General features: G+C 34.1%; 21 protein-coding genes. 10 read left to right on the plus strand and 11 right to left on the minus strand.

Features of this window, described 5'->3' with window-relative positions; translation table 11 throughout:
• Positions 1–68: 68 nt before the first annotated feature.
• A complete protein-coding gene (locus tag KMW28_RS11800; protein WP_169663247.1) occupies positions 69–2,231 on the plus strand; it encodes a hypothetical protein in 2,163 nt (720 codons plus the stop codon).
• Here the strand turns inward: KMW28_RS11800 and KMW28_RS11805 are convergent.
• Entirely contained in the window at positions 2,228–5,041 is a 2,814-nt protein-coding gene (locus KMW28_RS11805) for a caspase family protein (protein ID WP_169663246.1), read from the minus strand. The genes KMW28_RS11800 and KMW28_RS11805 overlap by 4 nt on opposite strands.
• Positions 5,042–5,317: 276 nt before the next feature.
• Between KMW28_RS11805 and KMW28_RS11810 the strand changes: the two genes are divergently transcribed.
• The 6 genes from KMW28_RS11810 (at position 5,318) to KMW28_RS11835 (ending at position 11,031) form a co-directional block, all read left to right on the plus strand.
• Entirely contained in the window at positions 5,318–6,247 is a 930-nt protein-coding gene (locus KMW28_RS11810) for a YihY/virulence factor BrkB family protein (protein ID WP_169663245.1), read from the plus strand.
• Complete coding sequence (locus KMW28_RS11815; RefSeq protein WP_169663244.1) at positions 6,234–6,689, plus strand: GNAT family N-acetyltransferase; 456 nt, start codon at positions 6,234–6,236, stop codon at positions 6,687–6,689. The genes KMW28_RS11810 and KMW28_RS11815 overlap by 14 nt, the downstream gene beginning before the upstream one ends.
• A 149-nt stretch (positions 6,690–6,838) precedes the next feature.
• Complete coding sequence (locus KMW28_RS11820; RefSeq protein ID WP_169663243.1) at positions 6,839–8,872, plus strand: putative porin; 2,034 nt, start codon at positions 6,839–6,841, stop codon at positions 8,870–8,872.
• A gap of 7 nt (positions 8,873–8,879) precedes the next feature.
• Positions 8,880–9,371, plus strand: a complete 492-nt coding sequence (locus KMW28_RS11825; RefSeq protein ID WP_066206850.1) for a hypothetical protein — start codon at positions 8,880–8,882, stop codon at positions 9,369–9,371.
• Positions 9,372–9,421: 50 nt separating this feature from the next.
• Positions 9,422–10,510, plus strand: a complete 1,089-nt coding sequence (locus KMW28_RS11830; RefSeq protein ID WP_169663242.1) for a hypothetical protein — start codon at positions 9,422–9,424, stop codon at positions 10,508–10,510.
• Positions 10,510–11,031 carry an NUDIX hydrolase gene (locus tag KMW28_RS11835; RefSeq protein ID WP_169663241.1) on the plus strand — a complete coding sequence of 174 codons (522 nt, stop codon included), beginning with the start codon at positions 10,510–10,512 and terminating at the stop codon, positions 11,029–11,031. The genes KMW28_RS11830 and KMW28_RS11835 overlap by 1 nt, the downstream gene beginning before the upstream one ends.
• Before the next feature lie 21 nt (positions 11,032–11,052).
• On the opposite strand, the gene KMW28_RS11840 is transcribed toward KMW28_RS11835, so the two are convergent.
• The 9 genes from KMW28_RS11840 to KMW28_RS11880 form a co-directional block, all read right to left on the minus strand.
• Complete coding sequence (locus KMW28_RS11840; protein WP_215585730.1) at positions 11,053–11,460, minus strand: hypothetical protein; 408 nt, start codon at positions 11,458–11,460, stop codon at positions 11,053–11,055.
• Positions 11,461–11,521: 61 nt separating this feature from the next.
• Positions 11,522–12,307: a toxin-antitoxin system YwqK family antitoxin gene (locus KMW28_RS11845; RefSeq protein WP_169663240.1), complete on the minus strand. Its 786-nt coding sequence runs from the start codon at positions 12,305–12,307 to the stop codon at positions 11,522–11,524.
• 27 nt (positions 12,308–12,334) lie between these two features.
• The gene (locus KMW28_RS11850) at positions 12,335–12,778 is read right to left on the minus strand and encodes a hypothetical protein (protein WP_169663239.1); all 444 of its coding nucleotides are present in this window, start codon (positions 12,776–12,778) and stop codon (positions 12,335–12,337) included.
• Positions 12,779–12,854: 76 nt separating this feature from the next.
• Positions 12,855–13,343 (minus strand): hypothetical protein, encoded by a 489-nt coding sequence (locus tag KMW28_RS11855; RefSeq protein ID WP_169663238.1) that lies wholly within the window; start codon positions 13,341–13,343, stop codon positions 12,855–12,857.
• 283 nt (positions 13,344–13,626) lie between these two features.
• A complete protein-coding gene (locus KMW28_RS11860; protein WP_169663237.1) occupies positions 13,627–14,037 on the minus strand; it encodes a hypothetical protein in 411 nt (136 codons plus the stop codon).
• A 44-nt stretch (positions 14,038–14,081) separates the two neighbouring features.
• Complete coding sequence (locus tag KMW28_RS11865; protein WP_169663236.1) at positions 14,082–14,876, minus strand: Fic family protein; 795 nt, start codon at positions 14,874–14,876, stop codon at positions 14,082–14,084.
• A 91-nt stretch (positions 14,877–14,967) separates the two neighbouring features.
• Positions 14,968–15,750 (minus strand): pyruvate formate-lyase-activating protein, encoded by a 783-nt coding sequence (gene pflA, locus KMW28_RS11870; RefSeq protein WP_169663235.1) that lies wholly within the window; start codon positions 15,748–15,750, stop codon positions 14,968–14,970.
• Positions 15,751–15,792: 42 nt separating this feature from the next.
• Positions 15,793–16,596 (minus strand): ABC transporter substrate-binding protein, encoded by an 804-nt coding sequence (locus KMW28_RS11875; RefSeq protein ID WP_169663234.1) that lies wholly within the window; start codon positions 16,594–16,596, stop codon positions 15,793–15,795.
• A 12-nt stretch (positions 16,597–16,608) separates the two neighbouring features.
• On the minus strand, positions 16,609–17,823 hold the full coding sequence (locus tag KMW28_RS11880) for an S-adenosylmethionine:tRNA ribosyltransferase-isomerase (protein WP_169663233.1): 1,215 nt from the start codon (positions 17,821–17,823) through the stop codon (positions 16,609–16,611).
• 645 nt (positions 17,824–18,468) lie between these two features.
• On the opposite strand from KMW28_RS11880, the gene KMW28_RS11885 reads away from it, so the two are divergent.
• The gene (locus KMW28_RS11885; protein ID WP_169663232.1) at positions 18,469–19,506 is read left to right on the plus strand and encodes a quinone-dependent dihydroorotate dehydrogenase; all 1,038 of its coding nucleotides are present in this window, start codon (positions 18,469–18,471) and stop codon (positions 19,504–19,506) included.
• A 126-nt stretch (positions 19,507–19,632) separates the two neighbouring features.
• Here KMW28_RS11885 and KMW28_RS11890 read toward each other — a convergent pair whose 3' ends face one another.
• Positions 19,633–21,546: a RecQ family ATP-dependent DNA helicase gene (locus KMW28_RS11890; protein ID WP_169663231.1), complete on the minus strand. Its 1,914-nt coding sequence runs from the start codon at positions 21,544–21,546 to the stop codon at positions 19,633–19,635.
• A gap of 166 nt (positions 21,547–21,712) precedes the next feature.
• Between KMW28_RS11890 and pyrE the strand changes: the two genes are divergently transcribed.
• Positions 21,713–22,348 carry an orotate phosphoribosyltransferase gene (gene pyrE, locus KMW28_RS11895; protein ID WP_169663230.1) on the plus strand — a complete coding sequence of 212 codons (636 nt, stop codon included), beginning with the start codon at positions 21,713–21,715 and terminating at the stop codon, positions 22,346–22,348.
• Between the two features lie 244 nt (positions 22,349–22,592).
• The gene (locus KMW28_RS11900) at positions 22,593–23,960 is read left to right on the plus strand and encodes a GNAT family protein (protein WP_169663229.1); all 1,368 of its coding nucleotides are present in this window, start codon (positions 22,593–22,595) and stop codon (positions 23,958–23,960) included.
• Positions 23,961–23,968: the final 8 nt, after the last annotated feature.

Raw genomic sequence — 23,968 nt, forward strand, 5'->3', positions numbered from 1 at the left:
TATATTTGTTTGATCTGATATCTCTTGAATTGAAATCACCTAAAAAGAGATAAACTTTAATAGATAATATGAAACCTAGCTTGCGTTTATTTTTTTTATTATTATTTCTAATTTGCTCACCATCTGAGGCCCTTTTTGCTCAGAAAGCTTCGCATTTTATTGAAGACATTGATATTGTTTCTGACACTACAGTTTCATCTCTGTCTGTTCATGGTATTCATGATAAAAGACGAAGAGGTGAAGTCACATTACCTTTCTATTTTGAAGATATTGAGCAGGTATTTGAAGTAAGGGTGTATCTAAAACACGAGGATCAGATTACCGATTTAAAACTCATTCATGCCAACGATTTTAAAGTAATTGAAGAACCGCTTGCTGTAGGCGATAATGTATATCGATTTAAACTTCAATTTGTAGAAACAAATAAAAACGCTAAACCTTCTTTTGTCTTTAACTTATGGACTATAGACGGACAAGAAGTTACTTACGAACAAAAGCTTCTTCCCTACACCAACACAATTGTCGAAATCGCAGATAAAAAACCTGATGTTGAACGTGAATTATACATTGGTGAGGAAAAAGAATACGAGATTCTAAGCAACAGAGAAGAAAATCTTAGAGTAGATAATATTTGGCACGAACAAGCTGATCTTTCTTGGCGTCTGTTCCAAAGAGAAAATAAAATATTTATTAGTGTATTGCCTAAGTTCGTAAAGTCTTTTTCTACTGAAATAGTATTTGAAACGTTGATTCCAAATCTTATCGAAGGGCGAAAGAGATACGAAACCATACCTTTAGAGCTTAAATTTAATGTAAAGGCACCTCGATTAACCTACTTAGCAACTGATAAAAACGAGATTGTTTATGAAGGGGCACAATCGAATGAGGAAGGGATAGAACTTCAGATTCAACAGAACCGAAAACTTCAATTAGAAAAAACATACCGAATAGAAAATCAAGAAGAAAAGGGCGGACACCTTGTGGCTGAGTTATTTACTAAAAGAAATATGAGTAATAACAAAACTTTGTGTCTGATTCGAGTGTACGATTACCACAATCTTCAAGATGGCTATTTATACATTAAAGATGGTGATGATGCCAAATTCATTACCAACTTCAACATCATTTCAAAAAATATTATTGAGTCTATTCAGTTGCTTCGACCTGGAAGAAACTGGACGGGAGACCTTTCTGTTTATCCTGGAGAAACTGTTTCTCTTAAATTCCAAGGTAAACAGATGCAACATGCACGTTACCTATTCGAAGGTTTAAGTAATAGAAATATTGACTCGGTTAACACCCGAATGGAGGTACAAACCATGCAAATTTCTGTTCCTTTAAACATTAATCAGAAGGAACTAAAGATTTATAATGGAGATGAATATACTGGGCATTCCATCAAAATTAAAGAGAAGCAATCACCTAAAAATTTCGATTTTGTTACGATCGACTGTGGTAACGGTCCTAAAATCGTAAGCCAAATCGAAAAACCTATTTTCTATCCAAAAGCCATTACTGATGTCATCTTAAAGTTCAATACAGATGAAATTGATGGACTCCAACTCTATGGTAAGCAGTACATCACCCTAGATGTCCGGGTCATTGGGCCTCAAGGTCAGCTAATCGAATTGGCAAGGGATGATAATATCGTGATTTGTCCTGGCGAAACATCTCCAAGACACTTTAACTATGAAAAAAACAACTGTTCGGATCCCTTAATCACCTTAAATAAATATTTAGGAATTAAGACACACCGTTTTGAGGATTGGACGAAGTTGGAAATCTACATCTCACATCAAAAAGATAAATACAGCGAGCAGATCTATACCAAAAAGATAGAAATCTATGCTTCTAGGAAATCACAATTTGATATCGACCTTTCTTTCCCAGCCGGTCTATTGGTAAAGAAAGCCAACGAAGACGATATCTCTTCTGGTATTAGTGGTATTAGTATTTCGGCCATCGCTCAATTTAAATTCTTTAAGCCAGGTACTATTGGTCGTGTTCGTCCCTATCGTTTTGGTGTCGGATCTATTGCCTTAAACGCCTTCAACTTATCAGATAACGAAGATATTGATCGTGACTTGGGCATTGTGGCATTGGGTTCTGTCCACCCTCTTCAAAGGCCAGGACGTAAACTCTCCTTACCTCTTTATATTGGTTTTGGTTATTTCCTAAAAGCAGATACGTTCTTCTGGATGGTCGGTCCGGGAATTAGTGTTAGTTTCTAGTTTGACTTTAAATTGCCAATCAAAATATTTGGGGCTGCTGTTGGTATAACAATGATCGGATGCTGTTGGTCTTCCGATCTTTCCTGAACCTGATCACATACAAACTGTGCTAATTCCTTAATAGATATAAAATGATCTCCAGTGTTGTCTGCCAACCCTTTTCCTAGTCCTTCTAACAGTACTTCTACAAAGAGACTATGGCCATTGTTTTCGTCATTCATTGGTACTTCCCCCATATTATTTGATGCAAAAACCGAAATGTTATTTTCATCAGAAGATAACTGTCTTACTTCTTCTACAAGTTGTGTAGCTTTTAACTGCGAACCTAAATCTCTACCTTTTTGCACATCAAAAAATACGATCACCTGACTCGGTAACTGTGCTATTGATTGTTGCAATTCGTCCCAACCTAATGCTGAAGTAGAAAAGGTATTCAAATTCACATCATATGGCGTTAAATGAAGTTGATTTTTATATTCTAATCCATGAGTAGAAATATAAATCACAGTCATATCTTTCGACGTCACCTCTGTTTTTAAATCATTGATCGATTGAAGAATGTTTTCTTTAGTCGCATCACTATTAGTCAGTCTTTTCAGCTTAACCTCATTAAATAACTCCCCTCTTTGCTGACCTAAAAAAGCATCGGCTAAGGACATCGCATCTTTATCGGCATATTTTAAATTCAAAGCATTATTGGCAAATTCAGAGATACCTATACTCACCACATGAATATCCTTTTTGTCTTTTACAGATGTTTGTTTCAAAAGATCATCTAAAGAGTAACTATCGTTGACATCCTCAGTACTTACGTGTCGAGGATTTGTTAAATAACTAATTTCCTTATTTTCTATAAAAAGCTGAATACTACCAAAATGAAAAGGTATATTGATTTTCTGTTCAATATTATAGGTATATACTCTTTCCTCTAAAGATTCATCAATTTGTATTTGTGGATATGGTCTAGCATTTAATAGTAATCGTAAGCTAGATAAGGGCAATTTAGATTGAACAGTTGCAGTCACTTGTACCGCATCATCTATAATTTCATCTTCTGATAATGGTGAAGCCCATTCTACTTTTGGTTTTATTTCTGCAATGTCTATAGGTTGATGATTTGAAATGTTGGCCTCTTTAAACCCTCCCGATTGGTAAATCTTTTTTAGAATTTGAGGTTGATGAAATCTATTTGATAAAGAACTTAACTTATTGAATTCGCCTAATACTCCAAAACCGTGACTAACTAGAAAACCGACATATTGTTCCCCTCCAGCAGAAGCCTCGTAATAACCCTTTGGCGACCAAATGATCCAATCGTTATTATCAGAAATATATGCTGAGACAAGGTGTTCTCCTGTCGCTAAATTCCAAACGTGATAAGTAAAATCTGCACTCTTACCCAACAGGTATTTGTTATTGTTCAAATAATACAACTCATCCACAGTTCCTAAACAGCCCATCAATTCGAGCTGTTCCTCACCCTGTAAATCATATAATTTCAAAGAAGATTTAGTACTGATTACAATTTGTGAAGGCAACTTTCCAAAAGTTACAATCTCATCGTCTGCATCAATTTGAATATCATTATACTGAATAGTATATTCATCATTTAACGTTAGATTTTCTTTATCAATTGCTGAAGCTGACTCTGTATTTTTTGCATTTAGATCTACCTTCATTCCCTCAAAATCAATCATCACACTTTGATTTTCCTTAGTTAGGTAGACCTCACTTCCATTCACAGTAACATCTTGAAATGACTTAGTATCACTTTTAAATGTTCTAACTATTTTATTTTTAGAAATATCCCAAATATTAATCTCAGGATGATCACCAATAGCGGTAAGGATATAGTTTTTAGAAAGGTTGGCAAATTGAGCAGAACTTACTATTCCTTTTTTATTGTCGATTGATTTATGTTTTACCCACGCTTCTGTATCGTACAATACTATATTTCCTTTGGAGTCGGTAACCAATAACAACTCATCATTATCAGAAAATTCCAAGCTAGTGATAAACCCTTCTGTATCTGTTAAAGAAGCGACTTCAGTTCCGTTGGTATTCCAAACATACACACGTCCATGATCGTCTCCTGCAACTACAAATTTATTATCAACTGAAATTTCTACATTGGTAAATCGATCTGAAGTTTCCCACACTTTCATCAAAGCAGCACTTTTCATCCCAACAGACATAGAATACATTCTTACTGTACCATCAAAAGATGAGGTCACCAATCGAGATCCATCCTCCGATAAATCGATATTATACACCAAATCAGTATGTTCTTCTATAGAAAGTTCTTCGTAGGGTTCTTCTTCAAAAACTTCATTTTCAAGGAAAGGAATATACCACACTCTCACCGTATTATCAGCTCCTGCTGAGATGAGGTATTCTCCATCAGAAGAGAATTGTAGATCTGATACTGAGCTATCGTGTCCTAATAAAGAAGCAATTTGTTGTCCGGTAGTCAAATTAATAATGCTGATTTCATGATCTTTCAGATCCCCAGCGATAGCTATTAGTTTATTATCAGGTGATAAAGTTAATGCACCATAACCTCCATCCGCACCTTTGGACATATTGCCCCAAAAAGTATGTGATAAACTTGATGAAGGAACATCCCACACCCTCATTGTCCTATCTTCCGATACAGAATAGATTTTTTGATTATTACTCGAAAAAACCACTTTCCTAATTATCTGAGAATGCCCTTGTGGGTCCACAACCACATGTTGTGATTTATCTTGACCAATAACTGAATGGAATAATAAAACAAAGAGACAAATGGAATAAAAAGAAATCTTCATTTCGAATTTTCTGGAGCTTAAAAAGTTTCTACCGTTATTCACTCAATATAGTATATATCGTTCAAAAACATATATCTATTGAGGATTGATATGCAAAATAAAATTATTCTTTATCATTTTTTTATTTAAATCGTATTTTTGCATTACATAACCAGAGATTGAAGAGTATTTATCTAAAATCTCAATGAAATACTTTTGATTCTCCACCTTGTTGGAATAATTGAAATTATCATTTTTTGGTGAGTATAAAATTGCCTTTAGATTCATTTTTTAATCTTGAATAATCAATTGATCCGTCAAAAATTAGAACAATATTACGTAGGACATGTGATCCTCAAGGCCTTTCGATTAATTACTGCCGCTTGGAAAGAATTTAATCTTGACCATGCCTATATCTATGGTGCATCACTTGCCTACTATACGATTATTTCATTACCTGCCGCCCTAAACCTCTTGTTTACTTGGCTTACCGCATTTTTTGATGAAGATGAAATCAAAGAAGACATGATCGAAGAGATCGCTTTGGTAACGGGTGATGTGGTAGCTATCGAATTAGAAGGGATGATCAATAGCTTAACCGCCTTACAAATTGATTCTACCATTTCAACATCAATAAGTATAGGCACTTTAATTTTTACCTCTACTTTATCATTTCATACCTTAAAGGTGGCTTTGAATAAGTTTTGGAAAGTGCCCTTTCATAAACAAAAGTTCAAACAATTGGTTATGGACCGACTTATCGCCTTTAGTATGGTGCTTGTTATGGGTGGCTTGTTTTTACTTTTAGTTTTTATTGATTCTGCAATAAGTGTGTTATCAGAGTTTTTAAAAGAATGGCTAACGACTAAAACCGTTGATTTTATATACGGTATCCGTCAGACATTTACACTTTTGATATCCGTTTTACTCTTTACGAGTATTTATAAATTTATTCCTGATGTGACGATTAAATGGAGAGACGCATTTATCGGTGCAGTGGTGACGACAGTTTTATTTCAAGTGGGTCAGTTTGGTATTCGCTATTACCTTACGCACATACAAGCCAATTCTCATTGGGGAGCCGGCTCACCGATTATTGTCGTTATGGCTTGGACTTTTTATTCTGTACAAGTTATGTTTTACGGTGCTGAATTTACCTATGTGTACTCTCAAGAATATGGAAAAGGAATAGAATCTAATGTAATTACAGAAAATGAACAAGTATAATATTATTGTTGCCGACGAGCGATATGTGGAAACAATTGCTCAGTTCCAAGTGGATATGGCATGGGAAACTGAAAGCTATAAATTAGATTTTTCTACCGTAAAAAGAGGTGTTCAGCATATCTTTGACAACCAAAACATCGGAAGGTATGTCTTAGTAATGGACGGAGACAAATGCGTCGCTTCTATGCTTAATCTTTACGAATGGTCCGATTGGCGTTGCGGCAATGTGTTATGGATCCACTCTCTTTATGTAATTGAAGGATATCGTAGAAAAGGAATCTTTAGAATGATGTACGAACATGTGAAAAAAGAAGTCGATGCTTCTGCAGATCTTATGGGTCTACGCTTGTATGTTGAAAAAGACAATAAAAGAGCACAGGATACTTATAAGGCGATGGGCATGACAAAAGAACACTATGATATGTACGAATGGTTAAAATAAATCACAACAATTATCATTTTAACTAGATATCTGCTAAAGTCTCCTCATTTTAGTATAACTTTGAATAAGAATTGTGTTCGATGAAAAATATCTATCACCGAACTCAGATAAATAATAACAATTATATTTTTTCTAAGAAGCAATCGATCTTGAAAAGAATAGTCTATATACTTTTATCTTTTATACTTCTATCTCATCTCTCCTACGCACAAAATGATGATCAAGATAAGGAAGTAGATGCTGTTGAAGGTCAGGAACCCAACAAAGATGGGGTAACTCTTGAGCAAGATAGTTCATGGTTAAAGGGACCTCAAACCACTTGGTACCTTACCAAAGATGATTTCTATAAAATTCATTTTGAAGAACATGTAATGGACTCTTCTTATACCCATTTACATCGATACGATGTACATGGACAAAAAGGTTATGTGCATCAAACTCTTGGAAATAATGCCAGTGCATTAAGATCATATTGGGATCAACCTGTAAACCACCTAAGACAATCGATGGGTATTACAGCATTCGATCCTTATGCTTTAGATTTAGATACTTGGCAATATTACAATGCCTATGTACCTGTAACCGATTTTAACGGGGTAGTTGGACAAGATAACCGTGGAAAAATTGGTGGACAAATTGGTCGAAACATCGATCCTTACTGGGCTGCAGGATTGTATTTCCAAAGATATTCGGAACCCTATATTATAGGTCGAGATAAAATTAGTAACTCTTACAACGGGCAAGTACATACTGCTTTTGGATTAAATACACGTTATGAGTCCGAAGACAATAAGTATAAATTGATGGCCAGTTTCTATCAATATTTTCATGAAGGACCCGAATCTGGCGGTCTTGCCATGAAACAATTGGTAACAGGTGATCAAACTCCTGACGATCTTTTTGCTTTAGGTCGAGGTCAGTTAACCAATTACTTCCCTGATGGGGTAAGTTCATTTAAATGGTACACAAACTACCAACTGTATCATCAATATGCTTTGGTTGATAGTGCAAGATTACAAGTATTCCATGAGTTTAACCGTAATCAATATCGTTACAGCTATGCGAACTCAGAATCAACTATCTCTACCAACCGTTTGTATTATGATCAGTTTAATGATCATACTTATGATTATGTCACTTCTTTAGACAATAATGCAGGATTTCAACCAGGCTATCAACCGCCGGTAGACACCAATTATGAATATGGTAGCAAACCATTAGTAGGATATAAACAAGAATATATAGACAATAAAGCAGGTGTTAAGAGTAGATTAGGACCTACCTTCTGGTCAGGATATATACAACACCGTTTCTATCGATATCAACAACAAAATTCTGACGACTACACTCCTATCCCCATGGATCAACAGTTATTTTTGGGTGGAGACGTGGAATTATTGTTACCCAATAAGTTAGGTGCATTAACAGGACATGCAGAATATGATGTATTGAAAGGTAATATTTTTAATATTGATGCTGAAGTAAAAAGTAAATATCTAAATGCTGGTTTCGTTTTACAGAACACCTTAGCACCAATGTTTGCTCAACAATTTGCAAGTGTATTTATGTCTTGGCAAAATGATATGAACCCAATTGCAAGACAACAAATTCATATTGCTCCTCAGTTACCGCTTGGTGAGAAAGGTAATTTCCAAGTATTTGGCGAGCTGAATAATATTGGAAATTATATTTATTATGATAAATATGCCCGCCCTGTTCAGCTATCTGATAATATCACCTACTCTCGTTATGGAACAAAATTTAAATTAAGACTTGGGCCAATACAACAAATTGCTCAGGCTGTTTATACTGTAAATAATAATCAGGAAGTGATGCCAACTCCTGACGTTTTCTTTACTTATGAACTTTCCTATTTCAAGGAGTTTAAAAATGGTATGATGAGTTTGTATACAGGTTTTGACACCCGATATATTGCAAGTTATTATGGCTATGCTTTTAATCCTGTGACTCAGCAATTCCATGTTCAAAATGATTATAAAACCGAAGGTAATTTCAATCTCGATTTCTTTGTTAATTTTAAAATGAGGAGATGTATGGCCTTCATTCGTCTAAGTGACTTAATGAATTTAGCAGATGCACGTAGCGGATACTGGGCTACTCCCGGTTATATGGGACCTGGCTTCGGGTTTTCGTACGGTGTAAGATGGCTAATGTTTGAATAAAAAATATATGAGAAACCTAGTTCTAACAATACTTTTCCTAACAACTCTAGGAACTTCAGTACAAGCACAAAAATTTATCGCTGTGGACAATTACGGTAGAAACCGTATGAAAATCTATGAAGGCGATCAGATTAAATTCAAAATGAAGGGTGAAAAAGCGGTGTATACTGATGAGGTATATGCATTAACAGATTCTTCGTTTTATCTTTCAAAAACAGGTACAGAAGTTCCATTAAGCGAACTTTCTGAGATAAGAAGAGCCCGTGTCCTTCCTCGAGTGATCTTTGGTGGTAGTGTATTTATTGGTTCTGGCTTCTTGATTTCTAGTGCAATTAATAGAGATGAAGAAACTACTAAAGCAAAAGATATACAAGTTTTCCAAGGGTTAGCCTTTTATGGTTTAGCCGCAGCTATGTACCCTTTCTTTTGGAAGAAATATCGTCTTGGTAGAAATTCCCAAGCACAGATATTGGATGTAACAATTAGAAAAAAGCCTTGATAGTTAACAAAAACATTAGTAAGTTAGGTTAAAACTTACCAACCCCTTATATGCATAAATTGACTATCGCTTGGAGCATTACCCTATTATTAATAGCTCAAATATCCTTAGCAGAAAAAAAAATAGACTTAAGTTTTATGACTGAAGTCTCTGGTTTTCGTCTATTAGAAATTGCAGAGGACTCATCGACCATCGAAAAATTAAAAGAAGTTGAAGCCGAGCTATATATTGGATTAATCGATTTCTCCAAAGAAAGAACTAAGGCCTTACAAATATTCAAAGAGAAAGGCATTGAGTGTCATGCTTGGCTGTTATTAAATAAAGGCGAAGGATACTTCCCTAATGCACATAATGCTGAAGCCTACATCAAACGATTTAACGAGTTTATTAGTTGGTCACAGAAAAATGGTTTCCAATGGAATTCTTTATGCATCAGTTTGGCTCCTTACACAACGGATCAAAGAATTGTTGATCATGGTTATATCTCCGTTTCTAAGGTATTTTTAAAGCGCATGATCAGTGGAAATATACAAAGTCAGGGTGACATTGAATATTCTAAACTTAGATCCTTAGCCAAAAAGAATAATCTTAAAACAGTAAATATTGTCTCTCCTTATATGGTGGATGGTAGAGAAGTAAATGTCGATACTTGGAAGCAAATTACTGGTACTTTCGACATACTTCATGATGAAGAATATATCGAAATCTTTAATCACTACACTCCTTCTACAATTCTTACTTTGGCACAATTGAAGTCTTATCAAAGTGGATTTAAAAACATTGTGGTAGGTTCTGCGAATGAGAAAAAACCGTTTAGTAAAGAGGAAAATCCTAGACCTCTTCAATGGAAAGAGTTAACACAATACATTACTTTATTAAGGCAATACGATAAATCCATCATTATTTATGGTTTGGATGGTGCTGTAAAAGGAGATATCCTCAATAACTTATCACTACACCTTACCGACGATAAATTACCTAATTTAAAAGCAGCAGAAGAAGTAATTATTAAAGAACGAGAGAATACTCAAGTAGTATTATCAATCCTATCCCACACCGGATGGCTATTGTTCTTTGGTCTATTCTGTTTCCTTACGTTCTTTATCGCCACGATAAGAACACTTAAACTCATTTTTTAATGCATCTGAAAGAAAGTATCTCCTATTGCCCAAAATGTGGCAAAAAGGAATTTATATTTGATAAAAAACGATTCGTCTGCAACAGTTGTAACTTTGACTTATACATCAATGCATCTGCTGCGGTAGCCGCCTTAATTCTGAACGATAAAAATGAGTTACTCCTTTCCCGAAGAAAATTTGATCCTCAAAAAGACACATTAGATCTTCCTGGAGGGTTTGTAGATATCCATGAAAAAGGAGAAGATGCCCTAAAAAGGGAAATCAAAGAAGAACTAAATTTAAAAATCACTGAAATGAACTATTTCGGTTCCTTTCCTAATACCTATACTTTTAGAGGTAACGACTACTATACTTTAGACTTGGCTTTTATCTGTAGAGTAGAATCCTTCGAACCAATGCAGGCTAACGATGATGTAAGTGCTATTGAATTTATCCCTTTGGATAAGGTGAATGTGGATGAAATTGGTTTGAGTTCTATTAAGGTGATTGTGGGGAGTTATCTAGCGGAGAATTTATATTAAACTACTGCAGCAACACTTTTATTATTTGATATTAATAATCTCATTTAATAAGCTAATCACTTTTCTTTTTTCATAAAAAGCTTTAGTTATTAATTTAGTATTCACTATAAAGTAAAATGATTTAGAATCGACATTAATTTTATAAAGCCAAATAAAAACTTTCTTAACTTCAATCTGCTTATAATAGATTTCTTTTGATTTGAATAAACCATATACAGTGATAGAATCACGATCGAAATAAATAGTTTTGGGAATAAATATAAAAGTATAAAATAGAAATATTTGAAGTGTAAAAGGTATCAGAAGATAATAATCTTCATAAAAAGAATCTATATTATTAAAAACTGAAAACAATAATACAATTGAAAACAAACTAAGAAAAACAAAGCCAAATCTATTTGTTATTATATTATTCGTTGATAGTATCATATGAGTATTTTGTTGATTATAAAAGTATATAGTTAGTTATGTGTTACAATTAATCTGTTTGTTAAGCCGATATATTAATTTTAATCTCATATGGAAAATAATATACGTAATTACCATTCTTCATAATAAAAATAACTCTCCATATTCTTTCCCCTTCTTCTTTACAAATGTGTTCAAATGATAAAGTATTTTCTTTAATACTTATTGTATCAATTTTTGCATTATTTTTAATTGAAAATAGTGAATCAAAATCGCCTAAAAGTACTAAGTTATAACCTTTTTCTGATTCTTGATTACAAGTTAATGTTGTAACAACTGTATCCCCTACAGATGGGTTTTTAATAGATACTCTTTCATCAATAAAACTATATGTTTTCAAGTTTGTTTCACTAGAATCTACAATTGTTCTTGATATAAGGACATCATCTGTATCTTCGATAATGCCTAAAGGTTCATAGTAATCAATAAAAATTAATTTATTTGGTGTTTTTTCTGAGTAAATTTTAAGCTCCCCTTTCTTTGCATTATTATAATAAGTTACAATATGTTTTAGATTGCCATTTTCCCAAAATGATGTAGTTTCTCCGTGAAATTTACCATTTTTTCGTTCAGATATTAATTTTACGTTCCCTGTTGAAAAATATTCTTTTAAAAGTTCTTCGTTTTCACTTATTCTTTTAATTTCGCCTATTTTAAGTCCTGTTGTATCGTAAAAAAACTTATCTCCTGTTGTTGGATTAAATTCTTCTTGAATAACTCCATTAGAATAATAGTTTCTTTCTATATCGGAGCAAGAAAACAAAATTAAGAGTGATATTACCTTAAATAAACTATTTGTCTTAAACATAATTTTTTACTTTATCAATTCTTATTTTTAATCTAACATTAACCCTACTAACCCTTGTGCTTTTTTCAACTCTCCCAAATCTGCTCCTGTGTATTTATTGAAATATGTAACATTCATAACAGTTGGAACACACGTTCCATCATCAAAAGCATCTTTACAGAATAGTTTAAATATATAGGACTTCCCTACTTCTATTTGGGTCCCTTTAAACTTCATTCTTTTTTCTGAATAGATCGTTTTTCTACTTTCATCATTTCTAATGAATATTAAATAGAAATCAGTTAATTCATCAATCTTAATTACTTCATAAAGTCCTTCCTCGATATCATCAACAGAAGTTTTAATTGTATTTGGTGACTGAATTACTATTACATTTTCATAAAGTTCGGATGAAGATGTTTCAGGGTCTGTTTGTGAGAAGGTATTTGTTATTACAGTGAAAAATAGAATGCTGAAGAGTTTTAGTTTCATGTTTTATTTTATTTGTTTGAGATAAATCAAAAGACATAAAATATGTATTGTTCGAGAATAGTTAACTCATGTTACTTTATAGATCAGTCCAAAACTTGATTTTAAATACTCTATCATTTTGGACATATAAATCAATATAAGAATCAACAAGTTTTGAATTGTTGGAAAGAACAAAACAATAAACATCATAGTTATGCTCACTAGATTTCAACTTTTCCATAAAAAACTTTGGATACTTTTCTTTTAACAAAAAAATATCACAAAAATCAACACCATTTTGTAGTTGTACATTATTGCAGTCAAGAGAAAACTTTGTTAAATCTCCTGATTTAAACTCATAATATTCATTTTTGTAATGGTAAACGAAAGTTGTATCATCATCAACAATTGGGTCAAAAAATATTTCTATATCATCTGGATTCCCTTTAATTTTAAATAATGTTTCTTTATTAAGAGATAAAATATTGATTGAATTTAGATAAATATCATTTATATCGATACTTACCTCTTGAGTGTTTAAAGTAATTAAAATCAATAATAGTTTTACTTGTAAATAATTTGTCATATATATTTTACTTCTTCAATAATTCGAAAATAAGATTAACAACCTTGATTATCTATATCTTATAAATCAATACAACTATTTAATCAAGCTTAATATCAAACAATAATTAAAAATATGTCAAATATTTAAATGATGAGTAGTTAGAAGATAAGAGTGTCGTTTTCACTATAAGTATTAAACCCCTAACAACAAACAAAATACTCAACAATATATCCCCTAGATTTTAAGTATACTATTTGAATGATAGATTCATCAGAAACTTGATATGAAAAAGCCATACAACCTATGTTTTACAGTTCTTTAATTCATTCCATTCCTCTTCTGTAATATTATAATTATAGTCTTCGTCGTATTTATCATCTTCTGATATTGGATTCTTGATGAAATGGTTGGTATTCAAAAAGTCATCAAATCGTTTTAAAATTGATGCTTCATCATTGACTCCTGTATTATGCTTTATTAATTCTGTTGAAGGAATAGATAACTCATATAAGAGTTCATCTCCGTTTGAAATTACAAATTGAAATTCACTTTTTAATACACTTTCTCCTACTAGGAAGATTTCAAAATTATCTTTAGTATCAATATCAGAGAATTCTATGTTTATTTTCTTTGACCTTAAAATTTTATCTTGTGAAAAGACATGGTTTCCTAAGGTTGTGAAAAATATAATTAGGAATAATAATTTATTCATCTTCATAAGAGATAAGTTTGCTTGTATCTTATTAAAGTAGAAAATTAAAAATCTAAACTTTTATACCCCTCTCCATCATTTTGAACTTTGTATTTTTTTATCTCATTACTTAGTAGCTTTTGGTACTGTTCTCTCATGAAATCATAAAAATAATTCAAATCGCTTTCTTCTCTAGATTTTTCCAGACTTTGAATATACTCGAGCTTATCTTCCTTAAAGACTACAGACATAGGTAATTCAAAAAGAGCTTGGAGATAATTCATCAATAATCTTGATGTCCTTCCGTTACCGTCATAAAAAGGATGTATACTTACTAATTCGAAATGAGCATAAAAGGATAAATTAATTTTATCATCAATAGTTATAGATTCCTTTTTTAATTGATCTGATATTGTTTTACACAATTTATTGACTAATCCCTCTACTTTCTGATAATTAACAAAGTACCTCTGACCTGCATAAACGCTTCCTTTTCTATATTCTCCTTTGCTACTATCCACTTCTCCTAATATTGTATTATAAAGGCTACCAGTGGATTTCATAACATAGGCATTTATCTCTTTAATAAACTCAGGAGTGATTAATCTCTTTTTTGAAACTTGTTCTTTTATAAATAATAAAGCTTTGTGATGATCAGTAACCATTTGAGAGTGGATAAATGGCTTCCCTTTAGGAGTTAAACCCTCATCCAATAAAAGAGTGGCATCATCAAAGGTTAATGTTGATCCTTCCACTTGAGTACTGTGAGCTGTAATTGTATAGTTATTGAATTTTTCAAAATCAACCACTTTCTCAATACCAATTGCTTTATATTCTTGAATTGTTTCTATTAATGTCATATGCAAATTTAAAAAAAGATTATTGCGAACTAAGAGAAATTGAGATAAAAAAAGACCAACAATACATCGCTATATCATTGGTCCTTCTTATTTAGTTCACATGAACTTCTTTAAAATATTGAGAGAAGATCTCTACCGTTTTTTCAATTTGTTCTTTCGTTGGAGGTTCAACGCCTTCCAATCCGTATTCCATTCCCATGGCTTCCCATTTATGGACGCCTAGTTTGTGGTAAGGTTGGATTTCGATTTTCTCGATGGTTTTGTAATCCTTAAAATGCTGACCTAATTCGTGAAGGTATTCTTCTTGATCCGACCAACCTGGTACCAATACATATCTAATCCACATTGGCTTACCTTGTTTCTCTCTCATTTCCGCCAACTTTAAGGTAGGCCCGTTAGAAACTGAGGTCAATTTGTGATGACAATCGTCGTTGATATGCTTTACGTCCAACATCAAAAGGTCTGTGTATTCTAGAAGTTCTTCGACTTGTTTGTTGACTAATCGTCCGTTAGAATCTAGGCAAGTGTGGATGCCTTTTTCCTTTAGTCTTTTAAACAATGTCAAGATTTTGGTTCTATGTAATAATGGTTCTCCACCAGAAATCGTGATACCTCCATCATCTCCAAAATAAGGACGCTGACGTAATACTCTTTTTTCGATTTCATCCAATGTTACAAACTTGCCTCCTTTTACATCGAATGTATCGGGATTATGGCAGTACAAACATCTAAACTGACATCCTTGAACGAATACAATAAAACGAATACCTGGACCGTCGTGGGTACCAAAAGTTTCGATGGAATGAATTCTAATTTGTTCAGGGTCTTTCTCATTTAAATGAGAAGCGTCTTGTTGTGGATAAATGATACTCATCTTTATTTATTTTTCATTTTCAGGCGTACATCAATATACGTCTTATTTCTTGTTATTGTAATCTTCTATGATTCTTTCCAGGAAAGGCAAGCCTTCTAAAATTGCCGCAGGTCCTGGCTGAAGCATAAACAATGGATCAACTTCTTGATAATCTTTTGTTTGATAGAAAGGTACTTGATTGATGTTATTTCGGTTTAACAACTCTGCTTCATCAAATTTCCTTCCACACCAACAGAACAGGCCTATTTCCGGTGCTTTATCAATTACTTGATTAAAATCGAAAAGCACTCTTTCTTGGGCAGATTGATGAACGCTCAATTCAGAGAAAACATCTTCTCCTCCGGCAAGTTCTATCATTTCAGATACCCATTTAATTCCTGTAATCAAAGGAGAGTTCCACTCCTCAAAATATACCTTTGGTCGGTTAGTCAAGTGCTTTGTTTTTAACTGAGCACTACGTACCATACTCCTCATCTTCTCGATATAAACAGCGGCTTTGTGCTCTGCTCCTATCATTCTGGCAATCATCTCTAAGGTATTGATGATTTCTTCTACAGATCGTTGGTTAGTAATTAACGTCGGAATTCCTTCCTTAATCAGCCTCGCCCCGATCTCTGCCTGAAGATCCGAAAAGCCAATGACCATATCAGGCTTTTGGTCTAAAATCTTTTTATAGTTCGCTCCCGTGAAACCACAAACCATTGGTTTCTCCAACTTCGCCTCGGCAGGTCGCTCGGCAAAAGCAGAAATACCCACAATTCGATGTGATTCTCCCAACATGTACAGCCACTCTGTGACCTCATCTGTTAGGCAAACGATTCTATTTGGAAATTTAGACGTATTCATTACTTCTTTTTTTTACTTTCTGAACAAAATTGAAGAATCTCCATAGCTTAGGAAACGGTAATCGTTATCCAAAGCTGCTTGATATACTTTTCTCCAATCTTCTCCAATAAATGCTGCAATCAACAACACCAAAGTTGTAGAAGGCAAGTGGAAATTCGTTACCAATGTGTCGATGACTTGGAATTGATAACCCGGCATAATAAAAATAGAAGTTTCTCCATGAATAGTATCCAAATTATGCTCCTCCATATGCTTTAGTATGGCTCCAAAACTCTCTTGTCTTGATGGCAATGCTACACCACTTTCCATTCTTTCGTAAGCTTCTAACTTTTGGATATCAAATGTTGAGTTGTTATCCAAAAGCAGACGAACACCATACCAATACGACGATTCTAATGTTCGCATCGAAGTTGTTCCCACACAAGCCACTTTATTCGCATCAATCAACGCCTTCACATTCTCTTTCGTGATAATGATCTGCTCGTTGTGCATGTCGTGATCAGTCACCTTATCTGCAGTGATCGGTTTAAACGTCCCTGCACTTACGTGAAGTGTCACCTCCTGTTCATCCACTCCTTGATTCTTTAAGACATCAAGTACTTCGTTGGTAAAATGAAGTCCCGCAGTTGGTGCTGCTACCGCTCCCTCGTTCTTCGAATATACTGTCTGATAAGTCTCCTTATCATCTTCAGTAGCCGTTCTTTTTATATAAGGAGGCAAAGGCGTATTCCCTGCCGCAGAAATAATATCCACGAAGTTTAAGCTCTCCTCTTCCCATTCAAACTTCACATAACGTTTTTCTCTATCCTCATGAGAAACCGTCAACTTCACAATCCCTTTCTCCGTTTGAACAGCTGCTTCTAATTTATCTTCTTTCCAACGTTTAAAATTACCAATAGCACACTCCCAAATCGTTCCCGATTTCTCCAACATAGCAGCAGAAATATCACGAGTCGGTGCAATTGGATTCAACAAAAACACCTCAATCTGTGCTCCCGTCGGCTTTTTAAAATACAAACGTGCCGGCAATACTTTGGTGTTATTGAAAAATAAAGTGTAGTCGCTATTCAATTCATTGGTGATTTCCCTGAACACTTTATGCTCAATATTCCCCTCTTTATACACCATTAATTTTGATGAATCACGTGGATTAGCAGGATGTACAGCAATCCTCTCGTTTGGCAATTCATATTGATAATCGTCTAAATTTATCTCCGGTAAATTCAAAGTATTACGCTTTTATTTTTAAAATCTAAAATTCATACAAATGTCGTAAAATGAATTGGGGTATGAAAGGGAAATTTTCTATCAATGTTTAATTAATGTTTATCATATCGCTGGGGCGAAGATGGAAAAGGATTTTGGGGAATGAAAAATTAAAAGTTAAAAATGAAAAACGTGAAATGTGAGGATAGATTGGTGAATAAAGATGTCTAAGAGCTATTCCCAAAGCTTATGAGATATCCTGAATCTTATTAGTGGCTCATAAGGAAGTTATATTCCTTAACTAGCGCGAGTCTCCAGACTCGTGCTCGAGTTATGAGGAGCGTAAATTTAGTATGCACTGCTTAATACCTTATCCGAGGTCGGGAGACCTCTAAAGTTTTTTAGGCACAAATGTCGCTGCGCTTAACATTTGCGCCAGTTAAGCCATATCCAAACAAACGAGCGTTAGCCTAACATTTCACGTTTTTCATTTTTAACTTTTCATTTTTCATTTCGAAAATGTCGCTGCGCTTAACATTTCACGTTATTAACTTTTCATTTTTAACTTTTCATTTCCAAAACCTTTTTAACAAAAATATTTTCAGCTACTTTTGTGCAGTTTATTTAGACCATAGGTCAAAATCATTTCTAACAGGCAACTCCAATATGAGCTTTTACAAATCCGTAGTCAGACCATTTTTATTTCAGGTAGATCCTGAAAAGATTCATCATTTTGCTGTTCGTTATTTAAAAACCATGTTTTCACTTCCTTTTGCAAAATCGATTGCACGTGGGATTTATAAAGTGAATGATCCTCGTTTGGAAAGAGAGGTATTTGGTATCAAATTTCCATCTCCTGTAGGATTGGCAGCAGGTTTCGATAAGGATGCGAAAATGATTGATGAGTTTGCCAACTTCGGTTTTGGTTTTATTGAGATTGGTACTTTAACGCCAGTATCTCAGCCAGGTAATGATAAACCAAGGATCTTTAGATTACCAAAAGATTCAGGTTTGATTAACCGTATGGGCTTTAACAACGAAGGTGTGGAAGCTGCTGTAGAGCGTTTGAAGACAAGAAAGTCAAATGTGATTGTTGGTGGTAACATTGGCAAGAACAAAGTGACGCCAAATGAGAATGCAGTGGACGATTATACGAAAGGTTTCAATGCATTATTTGATCATGTGGATTACTTCACTGTCAATATTTCATCACCTAATACTCCTAATTTGAGAGCCCTTCAAGACAAAGAACCTTTGAAAGAACTTTTGGGAACTTTAAAGAACTTGAACTCTCAAAAATCCAATCCTAAGCCTATCCTTTTAAAGATTGCTCCGGACTTGACAAATGAGCAATTGGATGACATCTTGGAGGTAGTTCAGGAAACAAAAATTGATGGAGTGATAGCTACGAATACTACAATTAGCAGAGAGGGCTTAACTACAGATAAAACGAGAGTCGAAGAAATTGGTATGGGTGGCCTTTCAGGTAAGCCTGTGACCGATAGATCAACAGAAGTAATTAAGTATTTATACGAGAAATCGGGTAAAACATTAGATATAATTGGCGTGGGTGGTATTCATACTGCTGAAGACGCTATCGAAAAATTAGAAGCTGGAGCGAAGTTAGTGCAAGTATATACTGGCTTTATTTACGAAGGTCCTGCCCTAGTTAAAAGCATCAACAAGGCAGTTATTAACAAATAAATTCAAATTTATTACAATTTTTCGCAACCTAATTAACACTTATTCGTTGTTATAAGTAGAAAGATTGTTGTAGTTAATGAAATTGTCGAGGAGAGAACACTTACATATGTGAGTGTTTTCTTTTTTTTATGCAATTGCTACTTTTTTCTCTTCATTCCAATGTAACGTCTTTTCATCAAATAGCCGGGACAAGGTCTTCCCAAAATAATCTAAGTTGATAGGTGCTACTTCAGATTCCAATTCGTGTACCGACATCGGCTGATCCTTTAATACCTTCAATATTTCAGCTTTATAATTATCCGGTACTTCTTGATACGATTTCTTTTTCTTTTGTTCTATACAGACATCGCATACCCCACAATTTTCTCCATCAAAATCACCAAAATATTCTCTGAGCATAATACTTCTACATCTCGTCTTATTTTGGATGAAGTGTATCATTGATTTTGCTCTTTTATAATCTTGTTGTTTTCTGAAGGCCAATAATTTACGATCAATAGGTAACCTTTCTGGTAAATGTCTTGGAATTAAAAACGTAACTTGAGGCTTCTCCCTTTTAGGCTGGTAATCTACCAATTCTAAATTGTGTAATTCTTGTAAATAGAAAGTCACACGATCTAAAGGAATACCATTTTGCATGGCGATTTCCTTTTCGTCTATACGCACAAAAGAATTATATAACTCACCTCCATACATTCTTAAAATACCTTTCATTAATAATTCATGGTGAGGCTGACGAATTAGGTAATCGTATAAATCGTCTGGAGTAGTTTTAATATTCAGGGTTGGATCATGAAATACACTTTCGTTGAATAACAAAATGCCATGTTCCTCCAATCGTTTCAATCCGTAATAAGTTTCTTGAGGGGGAAGTTCATATTTCTGAATATAGGGTTTGAGGTAAAAATCGAATGAACTCATTTCTCCACTACCTACCGCTAAACGGAAGTGATTTCCCAAGCATTGATATATTTTCTTTAGTACTTTTACATCAGGATGACGTTGTTCTACCCACTCTAATAACTTCTGTCTTGTATCCTCCTTTATCAAAAGAACAGCATACGACTTTTCTCCATCTCTACCTCCTCTTCCGGCTTCTTGATAATAGGCCTCAATACTTTCTGGTGCACCGATATTGATGACCGATCGCACATCAGGTTTATCTATACCCATACCGAAAGCATTCGTCGCCACTATTACTCGAATATGGTTCTTCACCCAAGCATCTTGACGCTTACTTCTTTGTTCAGGGACTAAACCTCCATGATAATAATCGGCATTGATGTTATAACTCAACAAAAGACTTGCAATATCTTTGGTCATTTTTCGAGTTCTCGCATACACAATGCTACTCCCTTCTACTGAATTTAGAATTTTGAGCATTTTTTGGGTAGTATCTAACTCTTTGCTAACAGAAAACGAAAGATTAGGGCGTGCAAAACTTCCCTTAAACACATTGTGATTTTCTTTAAAAAGCAAAAGTTCCACAATCTCTTTTTGCGTTTCTTGGGTAGCTGTAGCTGTAACCGCAATAACAGGAGTGTCTGGAATGAGTTCTCTTAATTCACCTATTTTTAAATATTGAGGACGGAAATCATGTCCCCACTGAGAAATACAATGGGCTTCATCGACCACTAATAAACCCACAGCCATTCGTTTTAAACGCTCAATAAATAACTTAGTGCGAATTCGTTCTGGTGATACATATAAGAATTTAACTTTCCCTTGAACGGTATTCTCTAATAATGTATCCATCTCTTTGATAGATAATCCAGAGTAAAGAGCTTTGGCAGGAATTCCTCTTTCATTTAATTGATGCACTTGGTCTTTCATCAAAGAAATTAGAGGTGTAATGACAATACACACTCCTTTTCTCGCAATACCTGGTACTTGGAAGCAAATTGATTTCCCTCCCCCAGTCGGCAATAAAGCAAGAGTGTCATTCCCTTTAAAAACACTACTAATGATATTTTCTTGAAGAGGTCGAAAGTTATCGTAACCCCAAAATTTTTTAAGTATTTGTTGAAAGCCCGCGTTCATGAACCATTAATTGACAATTATTTTATCATAAATCAAATATCAACAATTAATTTTTACAAATTGTATCTTATTTTTGCAAAAGCTGAGAAAAATATTGTTTTCTCTCGGTTTAAGTAAAATTAAAGAGAAATCCTCTTTAAACTAAACATATACATTAGCAACAACAATGGAAAATACTATTGCAAAAAAGGTCGCTTCTTTGTTATTAGAGATCAATGCTATTAAGATCCGTCCAAACGATCCTTTCACTTGGGCTTCAGGATGGAAATCACCAATTTATTGCGACAACAGACTTTCTCTGTCACACCCTCACGCAAGAACGTACATCAAACATGCATTAAGTTCTAAAATTCAAGAGCAGTTCGCAGATGTAGAAGCTATTGTTGGTGTTGCTACAGCGGGTATCCCTCAGGGGGCATTAATTGCAGATGCTTTGGGTATTCCTTTCGCATATGTTCGTTCTAAGCCAAAAGGACATGGTATGACAAACATGATCGAAGGTGAATTAAAAGCAGGTGCTAAAGTAGTGGTTATCGAAGATTTAATTTCTACTGGAGGTTCATCGCTTAAAGCTGCGGCGGCTTTGAAAGAAGCAGGTATCGAAGTTTTAGGTATGGCTGCTATCTTCACTTATGGATTTGATTTATCGGTAAATAACTTCAAAGAAGCTGGTATTCCTCTAGTGACTTTATCGAATTACGATGCGATGTTGGAATTGGCTTTAGAGCAAGATTACATCAAAGCGGAGGATATCGATTCATTGAAGTCTTGGAGAGTTGCTCCTTCAGAATGGAATCAATAAAATTATAATAGACTGTTAATTAAAGATTTACTCTTTTATCTACAGTAACAAAAAGAAGATATCTCATATATCTATTTTTCTCGTATCAATAACCCAGGAATTTATCCTTGGGCTTTTGATACGAGGTTTAAGAAGTTATGAGACAGTCACTTCTCTCATTCTGCTCCTATTCATCTTACATAACACTCTTAATACTTACAAACAAGCGGAACAAACAAACTGTGTTTCAAGTTATTTCCTTACAATGTATTATGAACTAGCATTTGGTATTGTTTCCTCACAAGAAAAGAAACTTACGCCAGTTGAAATCGACCAACTATTGGCTAAAGGGTATTTTAGACATTCCCTAAATATGGCTACTTACGAAATGATGTACTTTGATGACAAGATGCAAGGAGTACTTCCGTTACGTTGTCGCCTAGAAAATAATATGCTTTCGAAATCTCATCGAAAGAAAATTAGGCAAACAAGAAACAAATTTGAAGTAGTTATTGAGCCCCTAAATATTACGGAGGATCATAAAACATTATTCACAGAATATAGAAAAAAACGTTTTGACGAAGAGGATAAATCTCTCTTACACTACTTTGGAGTAGATTCTGACAAAGATATTGGTCTAATCCCATACAACACTTGGCAAATAAACTTTTACGCGAATGGTCAATTAGCTGCCGCAAGCTTTTTTGATGTTGGAGAGAAATCTTTATCCAGTCTCATGGCAATTTATCATGAGGACTTTAAAAATGCCGGACTTGGCTTTATATCCATGCTTTTCGAAATAGAGTGGTCTTTAGAACATAACATGGATTTCTATTATCCTGGTTACACTCTCGATATGCCGTCATGCTTCGATTACAAACTTAGATTACCGAACGTGGAGTTTTATAATTGGAAGGACGAATGGTTAAAGTGGGAAAAGATTAACTTTAAAACTACAAAAAGATACAGAACCTTACATTCTATAAAAGCTATAATTGAGCAAGTTAATGACATATGTATAGTTAAAGGTCAAGTTGCCGAAGAGCAAAACTTTTTCTCTAGTATGTGGCATGATATGTTTGATTATACTCAAGCAGTAGAAGCCCCTATTTATGCGTCTTTTCCGATAGGTCAATATCATCAGATGGTCATTATTTATTTACCTGATGAAGATATATTTTTGGTAAAACCTCATTTATTTAATTTTGAATCAAGTTTACCACCATATATTAAAACTGATAGCCCCGAAGATATCGCTTTATTTATTGGTGCTTATTTTGCCCACCTCCAACTTATAGATGTTCGCTTAACTAGTGCATTAGACAATTTTAGAAGCTTAATTACAGATTCAAACATAGAATTTGATATTGTAGAGACTTTAGGAAATGTAGGTAGACATCCTAACTATAAATGGATATCCTTAAGAAAAGATGAAGATCAATGGATGGTTATGCCATTATGGGATGAAAGCAAAAAAACATACCTTTTCCACCCAATGGTGTTTAAACGTGACCAAAATAGATGGGTATCTCCTTTTGGATTGTGTTCTGATGCCATCGCCATATTAAAAATCTCTGACTATATTTGTTCAAAAGAAAGCAATTGGCATGATTTATTGTCAGAAAATGATTGAAACTGATC

It is taken from the genome of Flammeovirga yaeyamensis (genome assembly GCF_018736045.1).
Classification (GTDB): domain Bacteria; phylum Bacteroidota; class Bacteroidia; order Cytophagales; family Flammeovirgaceae; genus Flammeovirga; species Flammeovirga yaeyamensis.

Coding starts and splice junctions, on each gene's coding strand:
- KMW28_RS11800 (WP_169663247.1), top strand. CDS start 69: ATGAAACCTAGCTTGCGTTTATTTTTTTTATTATTATTTCTAATTTGC.
- KMW28_RS11805 (WP_169663246.1), bottom strand. CDS start 5,041: ATGAAGATTTCTTTTTATTCCATTTGTCTCTTTGTTTTATTATTCCAT.
- KMW28_RS11815 (WP_169663244.1), top strand. CDS start 6,234: ATGAACAAGTATAATATTATTGTTGCCGACGAGCGATATGTGGAAACA.
- KMW28_RS11825 (WP_066206850.1), top strand. CDS start 8,880: ATGAGAAACCTAGTTCTAACAATACTTTTCCTAACAACTCTAGGAACT.
- KMW28_RS11830 (WP_169663242.1), top strand. CDS start 9,422: ATGCATAAATTGACTATCGCTTGGAGCATTACCCTATTATTAATAGCT.
- KMW28_RS11835 (WP_169663241.1), top strand. CDS start 10,510: ATGCATCTGAAAGAAAGTATCTCCTATTGCCCAAAATGTGGCAAAAAG.
- KMW28_RS11840 (WP_215585730.1), bottom strand. CDS start 11,460: ATGATACTATCAACGAATAATATAATAACAAATAGATTTGGCTTTGTT.
- KMW28_RS11845 (WP_169663240.1), bottom strand. CDS start 12,307: ATGTTTAAGACAAATAGTTTATTTAAGGTAATATCACTCTTAATTTTG.
- KMW28_RS11850 (WP_169663239.1), bottom strand. CDS start 12,778: ATGAAACTAAAACTCTTCAGCATTCTATTTTTCACTGTAATAACAAAT.
- KMW28_RS11855 (WP_169663238.1), bottom strand. CDS start 13,343: ATGACAAATTATTTACAAGTAAAACTATTATTGATTTTAATTACTTTA.
- KMW28_RS11860 (WP_169663237.1), bottom strand. CDS start 14,037: ATGAATAAATTATTATTCCTAATTATATTTTTCACAACCTTAGGAAAC.
- KMW28_RS11865 (WP_169663236.1), bottom strand. CDS start 14,876: ATGACATTAATAGAAACAATTCAAGAATATAAAGCAATTGGTATTGAG.
- pflA (WP_169663235.1), bottom strand. CDS start 15,750: ATGAGTATCATTTATCCACAACAAGACGCTTCTCATTTAAATGAGAAA.
- KMW28_RS11875 (WP_169663234.1), bottom strand. CDS start 16,596: ATGAATACGTCTAAATTTCCAAATAGAATCGTTTGCCTAACAGATGAG.
- KMW28_RS11885 (WP_169663232.1), top strand. CDS start 18,469: ATGAGCTTTTACAAATCCGTAGTCAGACCATTTTTATTTCAGGTAGAT.
- KMW28_RS11890 (WP_169663231.1), bottom strand. CDS start 21,546: ATGAACGCGGGCTTTCAACAAATACTTAAAAAATTTTGGGGTTACGAT.
- pyrE (WP_169663230.1), top strand. CDS start 21,713: ATGGAAAATACTATTGCAAAAAAGGTCGCTTCTTTGTTATTAGAGATC.
- KMW28_RS11900 (WP_169663229.1), top strand. CDS start 22,593: ATGTATTATGAACTAGCATTTGGTATTGTTTCCTCACAAGAAAAGAAA.